Origin of the sequence: Halomonas sp. MMSF_3323, assembly GCF_030733595.1 — a bacterium.
Lineage (GTDB): Bacteria > Pseudomonadota > Gammaproteobacteria > Pseudomonadales > Halomonadaceae > Halomonas > Halomonas litopenaei.
Genome location: NZ_JASHIT010000014.1, coordinates 66070 through 85409, shown reverse-complemented (window position 1 = coordinate 85409; position 19340 = coordinate 66070). Strand labels below are relative to the sequence as shown.

Annotated in this window: 17 protein-coding genes; 12 read left to right on the top strand and 5 right to left on the bottom strand. The window is 65.8% G+C overall.

Annotation, left to right across the window (positions count from 1 at the left end):
• Nucleotides 1–20 precede the first annotated feature (20 nt).
• Nucleotides 21–4013: an EAL domain-containing protein gene (locus RBB39_RS09280; RefSeq protein WP_306169048.1), complete on the bottom strand. Its 3993-nt coding sequence runs from the start codon at nt 4011–4013 to the stop codon at nt 21–23.
• Nucleotides 4014–4717: 704 nt separating this feature from the next.
• Between RBB39_RS09280 and RBB39_RS09275 the strand changes: the two genes are divergently transcribed.
• The 3 genes from RBB39_RS09275 to fucP all read left to right on the top strand — a co-directional run bounded on the left by RBB39_RS09275 (nt 4718) and on the right by fucP (nt 8317).
• Nucleotides 4718–5992, top strand: coding sequence for a FliC/FljB family flagellin (locus RBB39_RS09275; RefSeq protein ID WP_306169047.1), 1275 nt, complete (start codon nt 4718–4720; stop codon nt 5990–5992).
• A 207-nt stretch (nt 5993–6199) separates the two neighbouring features.
• Nucleotides 6200–6466 (top strand): hypothetical protein, encoded by a 267-nt coding sequence (locus RBB39_RS09270; RefSeq protein WP_306169046.1) that lies wholly within the window; start codon nt 6200–6202, stop codon nt 6464–6466.
• Between the two features lie 504 nt (nt 6467–6970).
• Nucleotides 6971–8317 (top strand): L-fucose:H+ symporter permease, encoded by a 1347-nt coding sequence (gene fucP / locus RBB39_RS09265; protein WP_287163772.1) that lies wholly within the window; start codon nt 6971–6973, stop codon nt 8315–8317.
• Nucleotides 8318–8344: 27 nt separating this feature from the next.
• Here fucP and RBB39_RS09260 read toward each other — a convergent pair whose 3' ends face one another.
• A complete protein-coding gene (locus RBB39_RS09260) occupies nt 8345–9073 on the bottom strand; it encodes a FadR/GntR family transcriptional regulator (protein ID WP_222568663.1) in 729 nt (242 codons plus the stop codon).
• A 98-nt stretch (nt 9074–9171) separates the two neighbouring features.
• Here RBB39_RS09260 and RBB39_RS09255 point away from each other — a divergent pair, with 98 nt between their 5' ends.
• The 7 genes from RBB39_RS09255 (at nt 9172) to RBB39_RS09225 (ending at nt 16260) form a co-directional block, all read left to right on the top strand.
• On the top strand, nt 9172–10494 hold the full coding sequence (locus RBB39_RS09255) for an L-fuconate dehydratase (RefSeq protein WP_306169045.1): 1323 nt from the start codon (nt 9172–9174) through the stop codon (nt 10492–10494).
• The gene (locus RBB39_RS09250) at nt 10491–10925 is read left to right on the top strand and encodes an RbsD/FucU family protein (RefSeq protein WP_287163775.1); all 435 of its coding nucleotides are present in this window, start codon (nt 10491–10493) and stop codon (nt 10923–10925) included. The genes RBB39_RS09255 and RBB39_RS09250 overlap by 4 nt, the downstream gene beginning before the upstream one ends.
• Nucleotides 10925–11716, top strand: coding sequence for an amidohydrolase (locus RBB39_RS09245; protein WP_306169044.1), 792 nt, complete (start codon nt 10925–10927; stop codon nt 11714–11716). Before RBB39_RS09250 ends, RBB39_RS09245 begins: the two co-directional genes overlap by 1 nt.
• Nucleotides 11713–12711 carry an aldo/keto reductase gene (locus tag RBB39_RS09240; RefSeq protein WP_306169043.1) on the top strand — a complete coding sequence of 333 codons (999 nt, stop codon included), beginning with the start codon at nt 11713–11715 and terminating at the stop codon, nt 12709–12711. The genes RBB39_RS09245 and RBB39_RS09240 overlap by 4 nt, the downstream gene beginning before the upstream one ends.
• Nucleotides 12708–13559, top strand: coding sequence for a fumarylacetoacetate hydrolase family protein (locus RBB39_RS09235; protein WP_306169042.1), 852 nt, complete (start codon nt 12708–12710; stop codon nt 13557–13559). The genes RBB39_RS09240 and RBB39_RS09235 overlap by 4 nt, the downstream gene beginning before the upstream one ends.
• Before the next feature lie 3 nt (nt 13560–13562).
• Nucleotides 13563–14309 (top strand): SDR family NAD(P)-dependent oxidoreductase, encoded by a 747-nt coding sequence (locus RBB39_RS09230; RefSeq protein ID WP_306169041.1) that lies wholly within the window; start codon nt 13563–13565, stop codon nt 14307–14309.
• Nucleotides 14310–14418: 109 nt separating this feature from the next.
• The gene (locus RBB39_RS09225; protein WP_124804604.1) at nt 14419–16260 is read left to right on the top strand and encodes an EAL domain-containing protein; all 1842 of its coding nucleotides are present in this window, start codon (nt 14419–14421) and stop codon (nt 16258–16260) included.
• Nucleotides 16261–16371: 111 nt separating this feature from the next.
• Here the strand turns inward: RBB39_RS09225 and flgN are convergent, their stop codons facing one another.
• The 3 genes from flgN to flgA all read right to left on the bottom strand — a co-directional run bounded on the left by flgN (nt 16372) and on the right by flgA (nt 18226).
• Nucleotides 16372–16821 carry a flagellar protein FlgN gene (gene flgN / locus RBB39_RS09220; RefSeq protein WP_045994752.1) on the bottom strand — a complete coding sequence of 150 codons (450 nt, stop codon included), beginning with the start codon at nt 16819–16821 and terminating at the stop codon, nt 16372–16374.
• Complete coding sequence (flgM, locus tag RBB39_RS09215) at nt 16818–17123, bottom strand: flagellar biosynthesis anti-sigma factor FlgM (protein WP_253029273.1); 306 nt, start codon at nt 17121–17123, stop codon at nt 16818–16820. Before flgM ends, flgN begins: the two co-directional genes overlap by 4 nt.
• A 329-nt stretch (nt 17124–17452) precedes the next feature.
• Nucleotides 17453–18226 carry a flagellar basal body P-ring formation chaperone FlgA gene (flgA, locus tag RBB39_RS09210; protein ID WP_306169040.1) on the bottom strand — a complete coding sequence of 258 codons (774 nt, stop codon included), beginning with the start codon at nt 18224–18226 and terminating at the stop codon, nt 17453–17455.
• 252 nt (nt 18227–18478) lie between these two features.
• Between flgA and flgB the strand changes: the two genes are divergently transcribed.
• On the top strand, nt 18479–18895 hold the full coding sequence (flgB, locus tag RBB39_RS09205; protein WP_108132049.1) for a flagellar basal body rod protein FlgB: 417 nt from the start codon (nt 18479–18481) through the stop codon (nt 18893–18895).
• Between the two features lie 39 nt (nt 18896–18934).
• Nucleotides 18935–19339: a flagellar basal body rod protein FlgC gene (gene flgC, locus RBB39_RS09200; RefSeq protein ID WP_045992584.1), complete on the top strand. Its 405-nt coding sequence runs from the start codon at nt 18935–18937 to the stop codon at nt 19337–19339.
• The last annotated feature ends 1 nt before the right edge of the window (nt 19340 follow it).

The window sequence follows — 19340 nt, the reverse complement described above, 5'->3', positions numbered from 1 at the left end:
GTGACACCGATCAAGCGTTGTCAGGCCTGGGAGTGACGCTTGCGCCGCGAGCGGTCGATGGCGTCGCGCTGGCTGGCCAGGCGATGCTCGCCGAGAAAGCGGGTCAAGCGCTCGAAGGGCATGGGGTGGGCCAGGTGGAAGCCCTGGAAGGCGTCGCAATGATGCTGCAGCAGGAACTCGTGCTGGGCCTCGTGCTCGATGCCTTCGGCCACCACCATCAACTCCAGGTGGTGGGCCATGGCGATGATCCCCTGAAGGATGGCGCCATCCTCCTGGTTGTCCGGCAGCCCTTGGACGAAGGTGCGATCGATCTTCACCGTGCTGACCGGCAGGTGCTTGAGGTAGCCAAGGCTCGAGAAGCCGGTGCCGAAGTCGTCGATGGCCACCTCGACGCCCATGTCGCGCAGCGACTGCAGCGTCTCGATGGCGTTCGGGGTGTCGTGCATCAGGATGCCCTCGGTCAGCTCGAGGGTGAGCTGGTGGGCCTCGATGCCGGTCTGGTTCAGGGTGTCGCGTACGGTCTCGAGGAAGTTGGCCCGGCGGAACTGCAGCGGCGACAGGTTGACCGCCACCGCCAGGCCCTCGAAGCCGGCCTCGTTGAGGAGCTGCAGGTCGCTGCAGGCGCGGGTCAGCACCCAGTGGTTGATGGCGATGACCTGGCCGGTTTCCTCGGCCAGGGCGATAAAGTCCTGGGGCGGCACCTGGCCGCGTACCGGATGTTCCCAGCGCAACAGCGCCTCGACTCCGATGATCGCCCGGTGGTTGTCGAACACCGGCTGGTAGTGCAGGCGTAGCTGCTCACCGTCGATGGCGGCCTGCAGGTCATGGCGCATCGCCACCCGCTCGTTTACCCCCCAGGTGATGTCCTGGCTGAAGTGCTGCAGCGCATTGCGTCCCTGGTGCTTGGCCTGGTACATGGCCATGTCGGACTGCTGCAGCAACTGCATCGGTTCGATGGTGACGTCGCTGGACACCGCCACCCCGATGCTGGCGGTAACGTGCAGCTCATGCTCGCCGACCCGGTAGGCCTGGGCCACCTTCGGCAGCAGACGTTCGGCCAGGGTCACCGCCTGCTCGGGCTCGTCGAGGTCCGGCAGCAGCACCACGAACTCGTCGCCGCCGAAGCGGGCCACGGTATCCCCGGGCCTGAGCGCCTCGGTGAGCCGCTGGGCGACCTGGATCAACACCTTGTCGCCGACGTCGTGGCCGAGGCTGTCATTGATCGGCTTGAACTCGTCCAGGTCGATGAACAGCACGCCAAGGTGGTGGGACTGGCGCTTGGCCAGGGCGAAATCGTGGCGCAGACGATCCTCGAACAGGGCGCGATTGGCAAGGCCCGTCAGGGCGTCGTGGCTGGCATGGTAGGCCAGGCTTTCCTCGTAGGCCTTGTGCTCGGAGATGTCGTGCTGGACGCCGACGAAGTGAGAGACCTCGCCATCGGTGTCCATCACCGGCGAGATGTAGAGGTCGTTCCAGAAGGCCTCGCCGTTCTTGCGGTAGTTGAGCAGGGTGGCGCGGACTTCGCTGTGGTTTGCCAGCTGGCGGCGAATACGTGCCACCACCTGTGGATCGCTCTCCTCACCCTGCAGGAAGCGACAGTTGCGCCCCAGCACTTCTTCCTCCGGATAGCCGGTCATGCGCATGAAGGCCGGGTTGGCGTAGATGATCGGCAGCTCCGGCGAGCGCGCATCGGCGATCACGATGCCATTGATGCTGGCCTCGACGCTGCGCTGCAGGATGCGCAGCTGGGTCTCCTGGGCGTGGCGCTCGGTCACGTCCTTGGCGATGCCGAAGGTTCCACTGATGTCGCCGTCGATGATGATCGGCAGGTTGGTGATGTCCATTACCCGCCTGCCCAGCGGAGTAGTGATGGGCAGGGTGTAGCGGGTGACCTCGCCCTTGAGCGTCTTGCGCACCGCGTCGCGCACCCAGGAGCGATCCGATTCCTTGACGAACACCTCGTAGTGCCGCCCCAGGATGTCGCCCAGCGGCACTCCGGTGAGGGTCGAGCAGGTGGTGTTGGCGGCGACGAAGATGCCTTCGTGGTCGAGGGAGTAGATGGCGTCGGGGTTGTAGGTGAACAACGAGCGGTAGCGCTGTTCGCTCTGGAACAGCGCCTGGCGGTCCTGGTCGCGTTCCACCGCCAGGGCGACCAGCTCCAGGCAGCGCTCGATACGCCTGCTGGGCTCGGCCTGCTGTGCCGGCGAGTGTCGAAAGAACAGGCTGACCACCCCCAGCAGGCGTTCATCGCTGGCGACGACCGGATAGGCCCAGCAGGCCATCAACTCGCCGTCGCGCAGGCGCGGGTGCACGCCGGCGCAGGCCGGGTCCTCGGTGATGTCGTCGCTGGCCCGGGGGGCCCTCGCCGCGGCGGCGCTGGCCCAGGTGCCGAAGGTGCCGCCCACCGGGGTTCTGGCGAGCAGCGGTGCCATCTCCGATGGCAGGCTGTGGCCCGCCGCCAGGCTCAGGGTCTCGCCGCCGGGGTCCAGCGTCAGCACGGTGGCAATGGCATTGGGGAGGTGGCCCTCGAACAGTCTGCAGCAGGCCTCCAGGGTCTCGGTCAGTGGCGCCTCCCTGGCGATCATCGACTGGATGCCCTGGTAGCTTTCGAGCTGGTCCTGGGCGGCCACCAGGCTCTGGGTCTGCCACAGCAGGGTGCGCATCAGTGACAGGCTGATGGCCAGGCTGTAGGACATGACCAACCCGATCAGGGTGATCAGCGCCGGCAGGCTACCCGCCAGCCACCAGTCACTGTCCGGGCCTGGCAGTGCACGCAGGGACAGGGTGCGCCCGTCCAGCTCCAGGGTCTGCTCGGCCAGTCTGGGTAGGGTCGGGTCCTTGACCTGCCAGGTGTCTTCGCCAAAACCGCACCACCAGACGCCCTGGCTGTCGGTGACGGCCAGCAGGGTGCGGTCGGCAACGCTGCGGTTACTGGGGGCCAGGGTGCCGGGCAGATCGATGCAGGCGACCAGGCGCAGGTCGTCATCGGCCAGGGTCCTGACCATACGTGCCGACGTCGCCAGCGGGTTGTCGGGCAACTCCAGCCGTAGTTCGCCGCGGGCCGGCCTGGGCAGTGCCTCGCTCAAGCGGCAGACGCTGTCCTGAGCACGCCGTGAGCGCAGCCATAGCCGCTGGTCGCCGCGATACAGCGCCAGGCTCTCCAGGCTTTGTACGTCTCGCAGATAGAAGGTGATGACGTCGGCCAGGGTATTGGCGTCGGTCGTCTGCTCGCCGGCACGGTTGGCCAGGCGGTCGAGCCAGCGCTGGTGTAGCGCCATCTGGCCGCGTGCGCGCTCTTCGATGTTGGTCAGGGTATTGGCGGCGTCCTGCTGGACGTGGCTCTGGCGCACATGGTTGAGCGACAGCCAGGCCAGGCTGCTGAGCAGTACCCCGGCACAGGCCACCGCGATGCTGGCGCGTTGCAGGCGCAGCGGGCGGTTGGGCGGGCGTGAGGCAGCCACCAGCGAGGCCGGGCCGGCGATCAGGTAGAGCAGACACACCGCCATGGGCGAGGTGCTGCGGGTCACCTCCCAGACTTTGGGTGCCTGGCCAGGAATCACCAGCCAGACGGTAAAGATCGCGCCGATCAGCAGCAGCAGCCCCCCCGACAACCGCCACCAGAAGGAGCCCTGGCGATGCTCCACCCCGATCATCAGGGCCACGCAGCCCGGCAGCATCGCCAGGCCCGCCCAGCTGGTCATGCGCGGACCGCCGGTCAGCAGCGACTGCACGTCGGCAGGGCCGCTGGCGACCAGGTCATGGACGATGGCGTACAGCGCCAGCAGCAGCATCATCAGGCCGCAGACGCTGCGGCCACGCGGTCTGCGCAGTACCTGCAGCAGAACGCCGCCGCCGCCAGCGAGGCTTGCCAGCGCCACATCGGGGACCAGCAGCGGCTGTTCCACCGGGTGGATCAACCAGGCGGCGAGACCCGCAGCGCCGACCATCAGCAGTCCGCTGGAGGCCATCAGCAGCCAGGCATCTTCCGCCACATCGCGCAGTCTAAACGGCATCCTACCCACGACCCCCTTGGCGACCCTGCTTCCGGGCGCTCATTTCCTTGTCCTTCCGACGCTATGACGAAGACTCGCCATCCTCACAGCATGGCAGGCGACAGCGTTGATAGCGGCCACCGTGGTGCGTCTACCGCCCGAGGCAAAGGCGCCTTTGGACGGGCGGTCCGGTATCCCTGGACGCGTTTGCTCGAAATGGCACCAAAACAGTCTTCAACATACCTCAATCAACCGCGAGTGCTAGCCCCTGATGTCAGCATCCACTACCAGAGTCAGCGTCCAGCAAGGGCGAGAGGGGGACAACCGTAGAGAAGATGCGTCAGCGAATAGGCACAAAGAAGGCACAGGAAAGCATGCAGAACAGTCACAGACCCGATGGGAGGCGGGTAGCGAGCCGGTAAAGAGCAGGCGCAGGCCTGATGCAGACCTGATGGAGAGCGGGTGCAGACCCGGTGAAGAGCCGGCGCAGACCCGGTGAAAAGCAGCCGTAGACGGCCCAGCAGGCGGTCAAGCAAGCCCCCAGGCAAGAGTCCAGGAAGAGCCCAGGCAGGACCCCTGGAAAGAGGCCTTCCAAAGAAATTTGCAGGCCAGGGCTAAAGCTTTTCGGCGAGCCACCGATAAAGAGGGTAACGGCCAACGGCGCCGTTGCGGCAGGCCAAGACGGTCCGCCAATGGAGCCCAACTCTTTAAGGAAGGATGACACCATGTCCGTGATCAATACCAATATCACTTCCATGATTGGTCAGCAGAACCTCAACGCGTCCAAGAGCGCCCTGACCACCTCCATGGAGCGCCTGTCCTCCGGCCTGCGCATCAACAGCGCCAAGGACGACGCCGCCGGCCAGGCCATCGCCAACCGCATGAGCGCACAGATCACCGGTCTGTCCACCGCTCAGCGCAATGCCAACGACGGTATCTCTGTCGCACAGACCGCGGAAGGTGCTCTGAATCAGGTCAACGACAACCTGCAGCGTGTGCGTGAACTGACGGTTCAGGCGCAGAACGGTACCAACTCATCGTCTGACCTCTCATCCATTCAGGATGAAATTACCGCACGTCTCGACGAGATTGACCGCATCTCAGAACAGACCGACTTTAACGGTACCAAGGTGCTGGATGGTTCTAAGACAACTATCGATATCCAGGTAGGCTCTGAAGATGGCCAGACTATCACCATCGATTTGCAGAAGATGGATGCTGAATCTCTCGGTCTGGGTTCCTTCAATGTAGCAAATGCCCTCACTGAAAGTGACGTTGCATCTGCGGCCTCCACGCAAGCGCGCATTGGTGATGACGTTACACTTGATTCTTCTGGTTTTACAGCGCCCGGAACCGGTGATGGCTCCTTCGGTGACTTTGAACAGGACGACGCTGGGAACTATTACGTCACATACTCTGGCGATACTACCGGATCAGCTAACGGTAAATACGACGTAACTGTAGCCGCTGATGGCGGCGTCACTCTTGGTTCGATTAACGCTTCTCCCGGCGCTGGACTTGAGACCGTCACTACAGTTAAAGAAGCTGTAACTTTGACGGGTTCAGACGCTAGTAACACTTTTGCGTACTCCGGTGCGGAGGAAGGTGCGCCTGACTATGTGGTGAAAGATACTAGCGGTACTGAAACCAAGTACTATGAAGCAATAATTGATAGCGATTCTGGAGAGGTTACACGTGGTGATGAACTTTCCACTGTGGCTAAAACGACTGATCCGCTTTCAGCCCTTGATGATGCATTGAGTCAAGTCGACAACCTGCGCTCCGACCTTGGTGCCATCCAGAACCGCTTCGAATCTGCGATTACCAATCTGAGCACCAACGAGACCAACCTGTCTGCCGCCCGTTCGCGTATCGAAGACGCCGACTACGCGGTGGAAGTGGCCAATATGACTCGCGCCCAGATCCTGCAGCAGGCCGGTACTTCCGTGCTGGCCCAGGCCAACCAGGTGCCGCAGTCCGTGCTGTCCCTGCTGGGCTAAAGGCTAGGTGGGTTGTCAGCCCTTGGCTGACTTGCTCCTCCGCGGGTCGCTCCTTTGCGGCCCAACCCCGACAGGCGCCTCTGGCGCCTGTCGGCATTTATAGGCCCGGCCAACCTTGTTGCGGCTATCTCGGTTACGGCAGGCTCGGTCACAGCAGTCTCGGACACAGGCCCCCATCAACAGCCGTCTTGGCCCCAGGAGTCACGAATGAATAACACCAACCCGTCAAGCGTTTCGCAGGATGTCCTGGTCGAAGATGTCCTGATCGATAGCGCCGTGGAGGTGGTCTCCGACGAGGCCCTGTTGGACGCGCTTTCCCGGTATCAGGAGGTGGTGGCCTGGGCGAGTGAGTTACTCGAACGCTTTGAGGCGACGGGTATGCAGGACGCCCTTGGCGAGGACTACCGTCATCTGCTCGATATTCATCGGCAGGCCTTGGTGGGGCAGGCGGAGCTGGCATTGCGACTCTCCTAGGGCTTGCCTGAAAAGTGCCTGCGCTCCTCGAGCCTTTTCCCGTCCCAGCGTGACGCCTCTGCATCCCTGCTTCTCTTCCCACTCTTCTTGCACCCTCTCTTCTCTCGCTCTCTACTCAGGCCCTGTCTTCTCGCGCCCCTGTCTTTTCTCCCCCTCTCTCTCATCTTTCTCTCCTCTTTAGCCCCCCCCCGCGTGGCGATAGCCAGCCAGGCTGACCTATTCATCGTATCTATCTCTCGCGAAGGTCAGTGAGCAATGCCTAAGCCATTCGCCTGGCGCACTTGGTGCTGTTCCCTCGTTGAGCTTTTTTGCTCCACGCCTTAGCGATAAAAACTCGCTTTAAACAGTGAATTGCAATGGTTTTCGCCAAGCCTCCTAAGACGTTTGTCTTATCCGTCATTCCTTGTATTCACGTGGCCCCTCGACTAGTTTCTCCCTCACTAGCTAAATTCATCTGATCAATTGTCTCGATAACCACATACAAATACATACAAGGAGTCACTTGTGGATGCATCCTCTACCGCGGCGGCTGAGCAACAGTCGGCGCCGGAAAAGTCCTCTTTTCTGCACAGGGGCATGACCGTGCCCTTTGTGCTTATCGTCACCTGCTTTGCCGCCTGGGGTCTCGCCGGCAATCTGACCGACCCCCTGGTGTCGGTGTTCGGCTCGGTGTTCTCGATGAGCGCGCTGCAGGCGTCACTGGTGCAGTTCGCCTACTACGGCGCCTATTTTGCCCTGGCGATCCCGGCGGCCTGGATCAATTCGCGCCTGGGTTACAAGGGCGGCGTGCTGATCGGCCTCCTGCTGGCGGCCACCGGCGGGCTTCTGTTCATGCCGGCCTCCCAGATGATGACCTACTCAATGTTCCTGGTGGCGCTGTTCACCCTGGCGGCCGGGCTGTCGATCCTCGAAACCTCCGCCAATCCCTACGTGATGGCGATGGGCCCGCGTGAGAACGCCACACGGCGGCTGAATTTCGCCCAGTCCTTCAACCCGGTGGGGTCGAACCTGGGGGTGCTGCTGGCCGCGGTGTTTATCCTGCCCCACGTCAATCCGGCCACCGCCGAGCAGCGCGCCTCGCTGACCCAGGAGGCGCTGACCGAGATGCAGTCGGCGGAATTGCAGGCGGTGATGGGCCCCTACATCACCCTGGCGCTGGTCTATGTGGTGATCGCGATTGCTATTGCCATGGTGCGGGTGCCGCGCCACGAGGCGCTGATGGCGGACCGCAAGAGCGAGACGGTGGCGCTGTCGGGGAGTCGCCTCGGCCGGCTGGTGCGCAACCGTCGCTACGCCTTCGGGGTGGTGGCGCAGTTCTTCAACGTGGCCGCCCAGACCTGCACCTGGACCTTCACCATCCACTACGTGACCGAGGCGCTGGGCGTCGGCAGCGAAGAGGCCGGCTACTGGCTGCAGGCCTCCTTGCTGGTCTTCCTGGTGTCGCGCTTCGTCATGGTCGGTGTCATGGGTCGGGTGGACCCGCGCAAGCTGATGACCGGGATGTGCGTGCTCGGTGTCGCGCTGTCGCTGGTGGCGGTGTTCAGCGGCAACCTGATCGGGGCGGTGGCCCTGGTGCTGCTGAGCGCCTGTATCTCGCTGCTGTTCCCCACCATCTACGGCATCTCGCTGGAGGGGCTGGGGCAGGACACCAAGTACGGCGCCGCAGGTCTTGTGATGGCGATCGTCGGTGGCGCCCTGGTGCCGCTGGCCCAGGGCTGGCTGATCGATATCACCTCGGCCCAGACCAGCTACCTGGTGGTGGCGGTGTGCTTCGCGGTGATCGTGGCCTTCGGCGTCTATGTGCAGCGTCATCCGCGGCCCGAGACCAGCAACGAGGGTGATCTGGCCTGAGCTGGCGTCTCTTGAACTGGCAGCGCCTTAACGCGAATCGGGGGTGTCCCGCAGCACCACGGCGACCTGAGCGAGGTGAGTCTGCATGGCGGCATGGGCGCCCCTGGGGTCGCCGGCGACAACGGCATTGAGGATGGCCAGGTGCTCCTGGTGGGTGATGGCGATACGACCGCCGAGGTGGATCGATTGCCACAGCCGCATCCGCAGGGTCGGCCGCGACAGTGCCTCGAGCAGGGCGACCAGCACGGGGTTGCGGGAAATCCTCGCCAGGCTGAGGTGGAACTCCAGGTCGGCGGCCATGGCGCCTTCGTGGTCCAGCGCCTGGATGGCGGGCTCGGCCTCGGCCAGTACGGCCTTCAGGCGCTCGATGTCCTCGTCGGTTCGGCGCAGCGCCGCCACCGCCGCGGCCTCCACCTCCAGCGCCTGGCGCACATTGTGCAGGTCGCGGGACGAGGTCCCGGCCTGGATGCCCGCCCAGAACTCCAGGGGCTTCAGCAGCAGCCCCGGGTCCAGCGAGGTAACGGTGGTGCCGGAGCCCTGGCGGGTCTCGAGGATGCCCATGGCGACCAGCGCCCTGACCCCTTCACGCAGTGAGCTGCGCGAGACAGCGAAGCGGGTGGCGAGGATCGACTCGACGGGCAGGCGGTCGCCGGAAGCGATTTCACCGGAGACGATCATCTCCTGGATGCCTTGCACCACCACCTCGTACTGGGAGGGGCGGCGTTGGTCGCTTTCGGACGGGGGCGGCGGCGTCATGGCAGGGGCTCCGGCTCGGAAGGGGTGATCGAATCCCGCCATTCTATCGAAAACTTCGGCAGCACTTTAATACATCTGATGAATCTGGAGGACGATACGTGTCCGTCATCACCTCAATCGAACTGGTGGATCTGCGTTTTCCCACCTCTGACAGCAGCGACGGCTCCGACGCGGTCAACAAGGACGCCGACTACTCGGCGGCCTATCTCAGGCTGGTCACCGATGACAGCGCGCTCTATGGGTGCGGCTTCACCTTCACCATCGGTCGCGGCAACGAGATCTGCCTGCAGGCCATGGAGGCCCTCGCCCAGCCGCTGGTCGGCCGGGACGCGGCCGAGGTCTGCCGGTCTCCGGGGGCGGTCTATCGTGAACTCGCCGCGGATTCGCAGCTTCGCTGGCTGGGCCCGGACAAGGGGGTGGTGCACCTGGCGCGGGCGGCGGTGATGAACGCCGTCTGGGACCTGGCGGCCCGGCATGCGGGAGTGCCGCTGTGGCGTCTTGTCTGCGAGATGGAGCCGGAGGTGCTCGTCGAGCAGTTGGATCTCAGCTACCTGGGTGACGTGCTGAGCGCCGAGGAGGTGGTGGCGATGCTCAAGGAACAGCGGCCCTTCCAGCAGGAGCGCATCGCCGAGCTGAGCGAGCAGGGCTTCCCCTGCTACACCACTTCGGCGGGGTGGCTCGGCTATTCGGACGAGAAGCTGGCCCGCCTGTGCCGGGAAGCGATGGACGATGGCTACCGCCATATCAAGCTCAAGGTCGGCGCCAATCCCGAGGACGACGAGCGTCGCCTGGGGATCGCCCGCTCGGTGATCGGCCCCGACGTGGCGCTGATGATCGACGCCAACCAGATCTGGGAGGTGCCCGAGGCCATCGAGCGGGTCGAGGCGCTTTCCCATCACGACCTTTTGTGGATCGAAGAGCCCACCAGCCCGGATGACGTGCTGGGGCATCGCAGCATCGGCGATGGCGTGCGTCCGCTCGGCATCGGCGTCGCCACCGGCGAGCATGGCATGAACCGGGTGCTGTTCAAGCAGTTGCTGCAGGCCAACGCGGTCGACTACGTGCAGATCGACTCCTGCCGTCTTGCCAGCGTCAACGAGATCATCCCGGTGCTGCTGATGGCCAGGAAGTTCGGCAAGCCCGTCTGCCCCCACGCCGGCGGGGTGGGGCTGTGCGAGCTGGTCAATCACCTGGTGATGATCGACCACATCGCGGTGTCGGGTCCCGTGGACGGGCGGGTGGCCGAATTCGTCGATCACCTGCACGAACACTTCGTCGACCCCTGCGTCGTGCGAGATGGCGCCTATACATTGCCGCGTGAGCCGGGGTATTCCGCCGAGATCAAGGCCGAGACGCTGGCGGCCTGGGCCTGGCCGAACGGCACCGAGTGGACCCGTCGGCGCCAGGCGGTGCCGGCATGATCCGCGGCCCGCTGCTCAATCCGCCATTGCTCGAGGGCCTGGCCGCCGCCGGACACGGCGCCAGGGTGCTGGTGGCCGACGCGCTCTATCCGCATTCGACCGGTGCGCCGCCAGCGGCGAGCCGGGTCTACCTCAACCTGTGCGAGGGCATGGTGCCGGTGCTGTCGGTGATGGAGACGCTGGCCCAGGCGGTGTTCGTGGAAGAGGTCGCCTACATGGCCGACGCCGAGGGCGGCGCCTCCGAATCGGTGGTCGAGTGCCGCCAGCGGCTGGCCGACCACCGCCATGGGGGAGGCCAGCAGATCGCCTGGTCGAGCCTGGATCGCTGGGCCTTCTATGACGCCTGCCGCGGCCCCGAGGTGTGCCTGGTGGTGGCCACCGGCGAGTGCCGCCCCTACTCCAACTTTCTGCTGACCATAGGCGTTCCGTGATGATCGATACCCACCTTCACGTCTGGGACACCGGTGCGGTGCGGATTCCCTGGCTCGCCGATGCGGGCCTGCCCGCCAGGGCGCCGATTCCCGATGGCCAGGGCCGCCGTTACGTGCTGGTCGAGGCCGACGCCCCGGACCCCGCCGAGGAAGCCGCCTGGCTGATCTCGCTGGCCGAGCAGGACCCGCGGGTCCACGGCGTGGTGGCGAGCGTCGCGCTGGAGCTTCCCCAGGCCGAGCGGGCGCTGGCGAGTCTGGCCGAGGTGCCCCAGGTGGTCGGCGTCAGACGCCTGCTGCAGGACCGCGAGCTGTTTGATTCGGCGGCCTTGGTCGAGGGCCTGAAGCGTCTGGCCGACTGGGGCCTGCCCTTCGATGCCTGCGTCAGGGACCGGGAGCTGCCGCGCCTGTTGGCGTTGCTCGAGCGGGTGCCGGAGTTGACGGTGGTGCTCGACCATATGGGCAAGCCGAACCCGCGTGATGGCGTCGCGCGAGAGGCCTGGCAGCGCAATCTGGCGCGCCTGGCCGAGCTCGACAGGGTCCACTGCAAGCTGTCCGGGCTGCCGGCGGAGTGCCGCGACGCCGATGAGCTCGAGCGCCACGCCGCGGACATCGTCGACGTGGCGCTTGAGACCTTCGGTGCCGAGCGCTGCCTGCTCGGCAGCGACAGCCCGATCAGCCAGGACCCGAAGGACTGGTGCGAGCGGGTGCTGGCGCGGGTGCCCGCAGAAAAGCGCCAGGCCGTTGCCGAGGACAACGCCTTGAACATCTATCACAGGAGGGATGCCGGATGACGACATCGCCGATCGCCAGCCGTCTGCCGCCCAAGCTGCGCCGTGCCTTCGAAGGCCTCGGCGTCGGTGCGGCGCAGTTCGGCAACATGGGCAAGGTCACCCCCGAACAGGACTGCCTGGCCGCCGTGGACACCGCCTGGGAGCTGGGGTTGAGGTTTTATGACACGGCCCCGCACTACGGGCTCGGGCTGTCCGAACAGCGCCTGGGCAAGGCGCTCAAGGGGCGTTCGCCGGACGACTACGTCATCTCCACCAAGGTGGGGCGCCTGCTGGAATCCAATCCTGCCCCGCAGGGCAGCGACGAGGCCAACGGCTTCCACGTGGCCGATGACCTGACCCGGCGGCGTGACTACACCGCCGATGGCGTCAGGCAGAGCCTGGAGGCCTCGCTTGCGCGCCTCGACATGGCGTCGGTGGACATCCTCTGGATCCATGACCCGGAAGAGCCCACGGACCGCTTCGAGGAAGCCCTGACAGGGGCAGTACCCGAGCTCGAACGCCTGCGCGAGCAGGGCAGGATCGCGGCCTGGGGCGTGGGCTCCAAGGACGCCGGCATGCTCAAGCGCTTCGTCGATCAGGCCAGGCCCGACCTGATCATGCTGGCCGGTCGCTACACCCTGCTGGAGCAGGAACAGACAGGACTGATGGCCGCCTGTCTCGAACACCAGGTCGGAGTGGTCGCCGTCGGCGCCTTCAATTCGGGCCTGCTGGCGCGTGACGAGCCTCCCGCCGATGCCTGGTACGAGTACGGCCAGGCCCCTGAGGCGGTGCTCGAGCGTGCCCGCGAACTCGCCGCGGTGGCGCGAGCCCACGGCGTCAGCCTGCCGGCGGCGGCGCTGGCCTTTCCGTGGCGCCACCCCGCCGTGGTCAACGTCATGGCCGGAATGCGCTCGCCTGAGCAGGTGAAGCGAAATCATGCACTGGCCTCGTGCCATATTCCCGAGGCCTTCTGGAACGAACTGCAGACGCGAGGCCTGCTGAAGGAGAACACATGAAGCTGTTGCGCCGTGGAACGATGGGTAACGAGATGCCGCTGGTCGAGGTCGAAGGCGTGCTCTACGACGCCTCGCCGGTGGGCGACTTCGCGCCAGGCTTCTGGAAGGACAACGGCGTGGCGCGTCTTCGCCGGCTGCTGGACGCCGGACGGCTGACCGCCGTCGAGCTTGCCGACGAGGTGCGCCACGGCTCGCCGGTGGCGGCGGTGGGCTCGGTGATCTGTATCGGTCAGAACTACGCCGCCCACGCCGCCGAGTCCGGCGCCGAGCCGCCGAAGCAACCCATCGTCTTCTTCAAGACGCCCAACACCGTCGCCGGCCCCGACGATACCGTCACCATCGCGCGCGGTTCGGAAAAGACCGACTGGGAGGTCGAACTCGCCATCGTGATCGGCAGCACCGCCAGCTACTGCGACTCGCTGGAGGAAGCGGCCAGTCACATCGGTGGCTATGTGCTCGCCAACGATCTGTCGGAGCGCAAGTTCCAGCTCGAGGTCTCCGGCGGCCAGTGGAGCAAGGGCAAGTGCAGCCCGGGCTATATGCCGCTGGGCCCCTGGATCGTGACCGCCGACGCCTTCGATCCCGCCGATGTGGGCCTGCGCTCCTGGGTCAACGGCGAGCCGCGCCAGGACTCCCGCACCTCGGACATGATCTTCGGCTGCGCCGAGATCGTGCGCGATCTGTCGCAGTACATGCAGCTCGAGCCCGGCGACGTCATCTCTACCGGAACCCCCGAAGGGGTAGCGGTCTCGGGGCGCTTCGACTACCTCAAGCCGGGCGACGTGGTCGAGGTGGAGATCGACGGCCTGGGCCGCCAGCGTCAGACCTTTCGTGCCTGGGAGGGCTAATCCATGACAGCTCGATTCGAAGGACGGGTGGCCATCGTCACCGGCGGCGCCTCTGGCATCGGCGCGGCGATCGCCGACTGCCTGGCCGCTGAAGGCGCCCGCGTTGCCGTGCTGGATCGCGAAGATCCCGCCAATCAACACCACTGGGAAGCGTGCGATGTCGCCAGCAGTGAGCAGGTAGAGCGTGCGGTGGCGGCGGTCGCCAGTGCGTTGGGGCGTATCGATATCGTGGTCAACAACGCAGGCATCGGCGCCCAGGGTGATGTCGCGGGCAACCCGGATGAGGAGTGGGCGCGTGCCTGGGAGGTCAACGTCGCCGGCATGGCGCGGGTGTCTCGGGCGGCGCTGCCTCATCTGCGCGAGTCGGACGCCGCCGCCGTCGTCAATATGGCGTCCATCGCCGCCACCGCGGGGATTCAGCAAAGGGCCCTGTACTCGGCGACCAAGGGCGCCGTGCTGGCCTTGACCAGAGCCATGGCGGCCGATCACCTGCAACAGGGCATTCGGGTCAACTGTGTCTCGCCCGGCACCGCGGATACCCCCTGGATCGGCCGCTTGCTTGCGCAGGCGCCTGACCCCGAGGCCGAGCGTGCCGCGCTGGAGGCCCGCCAGCCCCACGGACGGCTGGTCGCCGCCGCCGAGGTGGCCCAGGCGGTGGCCTATCTGGCCGATCCCGCCAATCGCTCGACGGTGGGGGTCTGCCTGCCGGTGGACGGTGGCATGGACGCCCTGCGCCTGCGTCCGCGCTAGCCCTGTTCATGTAAAAACCGTTCATGTCGGTCCTCAAGAGTACGCCGGCCTCGCCGATAGTGGTTATATTAGGTAATGCGCACCGCTTACCTCTATCTGGGCAGGGCTCATGGCTAAGGATCGATCAGCGGGCTTGGGCCCGACGTCGCTGTTGCAGGCGGCTTCCGCCGGCAAGGTCGCCCGGCATCCCTCCGTGGTGGCGGGGCTGGTGCTTGACCGCGCCCCGGTGGGGCTGGCGCTGATCGATGCCAATGACCGCCTGTTATGGGCCAACACCGCGCTGACGGAGCTGGCCTGTCCCACCGGTGGCGAGCTGCAGGGCCGCAACCTCAACGAGCTGTTTCGCCCCTTCGTCAATCTGCTGGGGGAGCGGGGCAGCTACCATACCCTGTCACCCGGCGAGGACTGGCAGCAGGCCTGGCTTGCGGTGGATGACAGCGCCAGCGCCAGGCTGGGGCTGATGTCCTGCGTAGCCTTCGACCGAGGCGCCGATGCGTCCCTGGACGCCGGCACCGATCCGCTGATGTGGCTGGTCACCTTCGTCGATCTCGACGCCGACGCCGACGCGGTACTGGATCGCCGCCATGCCGATATCGGCAACGTGGCCAGTACCTGGATCTTCGAGGACCGCCTGTCCCACGCTTTCGATCGCGCCGACCGTCTTGGTCAGCGCCTCGGCGTGATGCTGGTCGAGCTGCACGGCCTGTCGCGCATCCTGGTGGACCATGGTGGCGAGATGGCGTCGCGGGTGTCGCGCCGGGCCGGACGCCGACTGGTCAACGTGCTGCGCCGGGAAGACAGCGTGGTGCAGATCGATCGCGAACGCTGGGGGGTGCTGCTCGAGCATCCGGTCACGCCGGAGACCATGCAACTGGTGGCCGACCGCTGCCTCGAAGCGCTGGAACCGCCCTTTACCCTACCCGGCTATCAGCCCGCCTTGATCGAGCCGCGCATCGGCATCGTCCTGTGTCCGGAAGACGGCGAGGAAACCGGCGAGCTGCTGGCCCACGCCGAAAAGGCGCTGGAAGAGGCCGTGCCCGGAGGTTTCGCCTTCTACGACGGCAGCCTGCAGCGTCTGATGGAGCGCCAGCAGCGCTTCCGTCACGAGCTGCAGGAAGCGCTGATGTTCCCCGATCAGCAGCTCTATCTGGTGTATCAGCCCCAGTTCGATCTGCTCACCCGGCGCTGCTGCGGGCTCGAGGCGCTGGTGCGCTGGCGCCATCCCCAGCGTGGCGAGGTCGCGCCGGGGGAATTTGTCGCACTCGCCGCCGAAATGCAGCTGGTCGACCGGCTAGATCGCTGGGTGCTCAAGGAAGTCATGGCCCAGCGCAGGCGCTGGCGCGAGGCCGGCTCCGAGCTGGGTGACTGGGATATCTCGGTGAACATTCACCATTGCCTGCTGGATCAGGACGGCTTCGATGGCCGCGCCCTGGATCTCTACCTGCGCCAGCTATGCGAGTCTGGCGCGAAGGGGGAGGCGGGTGCCCAGGAAGAGGCGGGCGGCCACTATCGCCACGAGTGCCTCGACTGGTTGTGCCTGGAGGTGGATGGCGCGGGGTTGTTCGAGGTGGGCCACCGCCAGTCCCACCTGTTAAGGCGTATCGTCGCTTTGGGCGTGCGGCTCGGCGTCGATGGGCTGGGCCGCTCCCCGGTGGACCTGTTCGGCATGGCCTCGCTGCCGGTGACCCTGGGCAAGCTGGGGCCGGAGACCCTCAAGACCCTGGCCGATCCCTCCACCAGCATGCGCCAGAGCGTGGCGGCGCTGATGCGCTGCCTCGAGGCGCTGGAGTTCGTCGCGGTGGCGGTGGGGGTCGAGACCGCCGAACAGCTCGATACCGTCAAGGCGCTGGGGCTTGTCCGGATTCAGGGGCGTCTTGTCGGTGCGCCGCTGGAAAGCGAGGCCCTGGTGGGCTGGGCGGCCTCCGGCGCGCATCCCGCGATAGCGATCTGAGCCAGGCATTGATGCCGGCAAGGTGGCAGAGCCGGGCAGGTGTTTCCGAGAGGAGGCGTCAGGCCCGATGTCGAGAGTCCAAGCGGCGAGCCAAGACCTTGAACCAGGAAATCAGGCCGAGACGTTGAGCCGAGAGGGCTGCAGCCGGGTGCGGCCGTCGGGCTGGTAGACGCTGGCGTTGGCGATGCGGTGGATCTGGTCGAGCATGCGCTGGTTGTGCTCCATGCGCAGGGCCAGCAGTTCGCCACAGCGCAGATTGGCGCGGGAGACTTCCCTGGCGAGTGCCATGGTGGCCTGCCAGGCGGCTTCGCAGCCGGCGTCACGGGCGGCTTGCAGGGTGCCCTCGCGGTCATCGGGGTAGCCCAGTCGGCACTGCACCTGATGGCGGCGCGCTTCCGTCTCGGCAAGCCTTTGCTGGATCTCGGACTTCTGGCCGGCGAGCGCCACCAGCGCCTCGCTGTCGACCTGGCCCTGAACCAGGCACTCCTGTTCCTCGCCCAGCAGGGCCAGCAGCTCGGCGAGTCGCTCACGCTGCTGGTCGAGCAGTCGGGCAAGACTCACGACTGCGAGCCCTCTGAACCATCGCCGAGCATGTCGCGGACGCTGTCGATCAGGCCGTCGGCGATGCGTTCGGGATGGATTTCCAGGCGTCCTTCGCGGATGGCGTCACGAATCTGTTCGACCCGGGCGCTGTCGATGTCCTGGCTGGTGTCCGCCGCCGGGCGGCTCAGGTGGGCCTGGGCACCGGCTTCGACACCGGCGCCAGCGGCTTTTTGTGTCTCGCTTTGCTGGAGCTTGTCGCTCTGCTGCGGCCCCTCGCTTTGGGCGGGGCGGGTCAGAGGATGTTGCGAATCGATCTTCACGGGCAAGGCCTCACGAGAATGGCGATGGGACCAGGCGCTGGCTGTCGCCGTTGATCCGAATGTCTGCGTCTATGTACATCATCGGCCGCAAGAACAAGAACTTTAGGTCTGGCGCATCAGCCAAATTTTTAACACCGTATTGCCGAGCGCAGCCGCTTCGTGGACATGTCCTGAGCGTTTTACGAAAAGTCGCCGAGCGAAGGTTAGACAAGGCAAAAGTCGGAGAGACAGCGCAGTTTACTAGCAGTAAATGAGTATGTTGACCGGGCTGGCGCACCAGCCGGTTTTTAACGCCGTATTACCGAGCGCAGGCACTTTTCATCAACGTCCTAGTAGGTTATCGCCAGCCGGCCGTGTTCCACCACCCGGGCGTCGAGGATCTGGCGCCGATCCACCCTTACCCGCACGATATCGCCGAGGCCGCCAGCCTCCAGCGCCTCGCCCTGGCGGCTGATGCGAAAGCCTCGGCCACTGGCTTCCACCGCGACCTGCTCGCCGCGCCTCACCAGCTTGGGTGATGTCAGCTGATGGGCCGACAGCGCCTGACCCTGGCGAATCCCGCGTCGTGCGATCTGACCGATGGCCGCTTGTGGATCGGTCAGCGCCTGGGACGGCAGTCGGCTTACGTCGAAGCGCTCGCTGGTCAGCATGTCCGCGCTCAGGCGCTCGCCGGGGGCGATGTCCCGCGCCGCCACCAGGCGCTCGCCCAGCCGGGTGATCTCGGCCTGCAGATAGCGGCTGCGATGACGCTCTCCCTCGCAGCGAAGCCCCACCGAGACGCGTCCGGCCAGTCGGCTCCCCGCCCGGGGCAGGAAGGGTTCGGGCTGGCGGCAGTCGGCCAGGCTCGCCGCCGGCGGGAATACCTGAATCTCCAGATCGCCCGGCCGGGCGCCATCGGCCAGGGCCTGCTCGAACAGAAAGCTCTCCACCCGTGTCAGCGCTTCCCCGGTGCCCGCATCGACACCGCCGTCATCGACCGCCTGGCTGGCGGCCTGGGCGGTACTGGCGGCAAAGCCTGTGCTTACACACAGCACCAGCGCCGCCCGGGCGATGATCCAGGACAGGGAAGCAGTGGCTTGTACAAGAGATGAGGATCGAGACATCGGGATACCGGTGGTCGGTGCGATCTTTAGCGCCCGGGGCCGTTTGAAGGGCGCTTTCCTGGCCTTTCAAGGGCGCTTGCCTGGCCATTCAAGGGCCATGGCACACCAGTGTAGAGAAGCCGGCATCGACGCATGGTCTGAAATGGGCGTGGTAATGGGGGCTGTTCACGGCTTTGTGCAGACAGGGGCCTGGGTATTCTTCATCGTCGAACCCCTTGTCTCTTTGTTCCCTTGCTTACGGAGCGCACCGGGATGATCGATCAGCTCGAGGCCTCGCTCGCTTTTCACCAGCAGGCCCTGTCGCTTAGACAGGAACGCCAGAAGGTCCTGGCCAGCAATATCGCCAATGCCGATACCCCCGGCTACAAGGCACGCGACATGGACTTTTCCCAGGCCCTGGAAGCCGCGACCAAGGGGGCGAATCAGCCCGGTCTGGCCCTGGCGCGGACGTCCAGTCACCACCTGTCGGGTCATGGCCAGGCCATGTCGCTTGGCGGCAGCGAGCTCAAGTACCGCGTACCGGAGCAGGCCAGCCTCGACGGCAACACCGTGGACATGGACCGCGAGCGGGCCGCCTTCACCGACAACTCGGTGCGTTACCAGGCTGCGCTGACGATCCTCAACAGTCGCATCCAGGGCCTCAAGCAGGCCATGCAGCCCGAGCAGTAAGCCCGGTCCATCTCAGTTTCCAAGCAGGGAGAGCGCCCCATGTCGATGTTTTCGATCTTCGATATCTCCGCCTCGGCGATGTCCGCCCAGGCCCAGCGCATGAACGTCACCGCCAGCAATATGGCCAACGCCGACAGCGTGGCCGGCCCCGACGGCGAGGCCTACCGCGCCCGCCAGGCGGTGTTCGAGTCCCGCGCCGCCAGCGACGGCATCGGCGGCGTCGGTGTGCGCGAGGTGGTCGAGGACCCCTCGCCGCTGCGCCAGGAGTATCGCCCCGAGCATCCGCTGGCCGATGACGCCGGCTACGTGGCGATGCCCAACGTCGACCCGGTGGGCGAGATGGTCAACATGATCTCCGCCTCCCGCTCCTATCAAGCCAACGTCGAGGTCATGAACACCAGCAAGCAGCTGATGCTCAAGACCCTGACCCTGGGCGAGGGCTGAT

Bases quoted from the DNA above. Each gene is read 5' to 3' on its own strand.
- RBB39_RS09280 (WP_306169048.1), bottom strand. From the start codon at position 4,013: ATGCCGTTTAGACTGCGCGATGTGGCGGAAGATGCCTGGCTGCTGATG.
- RBB39_RS09275 (WP_306169047.1), top strand. From the start codon at position 4,718: ATGTCCGTGATCAATACCAATATCACTTCCATGATTGGTCAGCAGAAC.
- RBB39_RS09270 (WP_306169046.1), top strand. From the start codon at position 6,200: ATGAATAACACCAACCCGTCAAGCGTTTCGCAGGATGTCCTGGTCGAA.
- RBB39_RS09260 (WP_222568663.1), bottom strand. From the start codon at position 9,073: ATGACGCCGCCGCCCCCGTCCGAAAGCGACCAACGCCGCCCCTCCCAG.
- RBB39_RS09250 (WP_287163775.1), top strand. From the start codon at position 10,491: ATGATCCGCGGCCCGCTGCTCAATCCGCCATTGCTCGAGGGCCTGGCC.
- RBB39_RS09245 (WP_306169044.1), top strand. From the start codon at position 10,925: ATGATCGATACCCACCTTCACGTCTGGGACACCGGTGCGGTGCGGATT.
- RBB39_RS09240 (WP_306169043.1), top strand. From the start codon at position 11,713: ATGACGACATCGCCGATCGCCAGCCGTCTGCCGCCCAAGCTGCGCCGT.
- RBB39_RS09235 (WP_306169042.1), top strand. From the start codon at position 12,708: ATGAAGCTGTTGCGCCGTGGAACGATGGGTAACGAGATGCCGCTGGTC.
- RBB39_RS09230 (WP_306169041.1), top strand. From the start codon at position 13,563: ATGACAGCTCGATTCGAAGGACGGGTGGCCATCGTCACCGGCGGCGCC.
- RBB39_RS09225 (WP_124804604.1), top strand. From the start codon at position 14,419: ATGGCTAAGGATCGATCAGCGGGCTTGGGCCCGACGTCGCTGTTGCAG.
- flgA (WP_306169040.1), bottom strand. From the start codon at position 18,226: ATGTCTCGATCCTCATCTCTTGTACAAGCCACTGCTTCCCTGTCCTGG.
- flgB (WP_108132049.1), top strand. From the start codon at position 18,479: ATGATCGATCAGCTCGAGGCCTCGCTCGCTTTTCACCAGCAGGCCCTG.
- flgC (WP_045992584.1), top strand. From the start codon at position 18,935: ATGTCGATGTTTTCGATCTTCGATATCTCCGCCTCGGCGATGTCCGCC.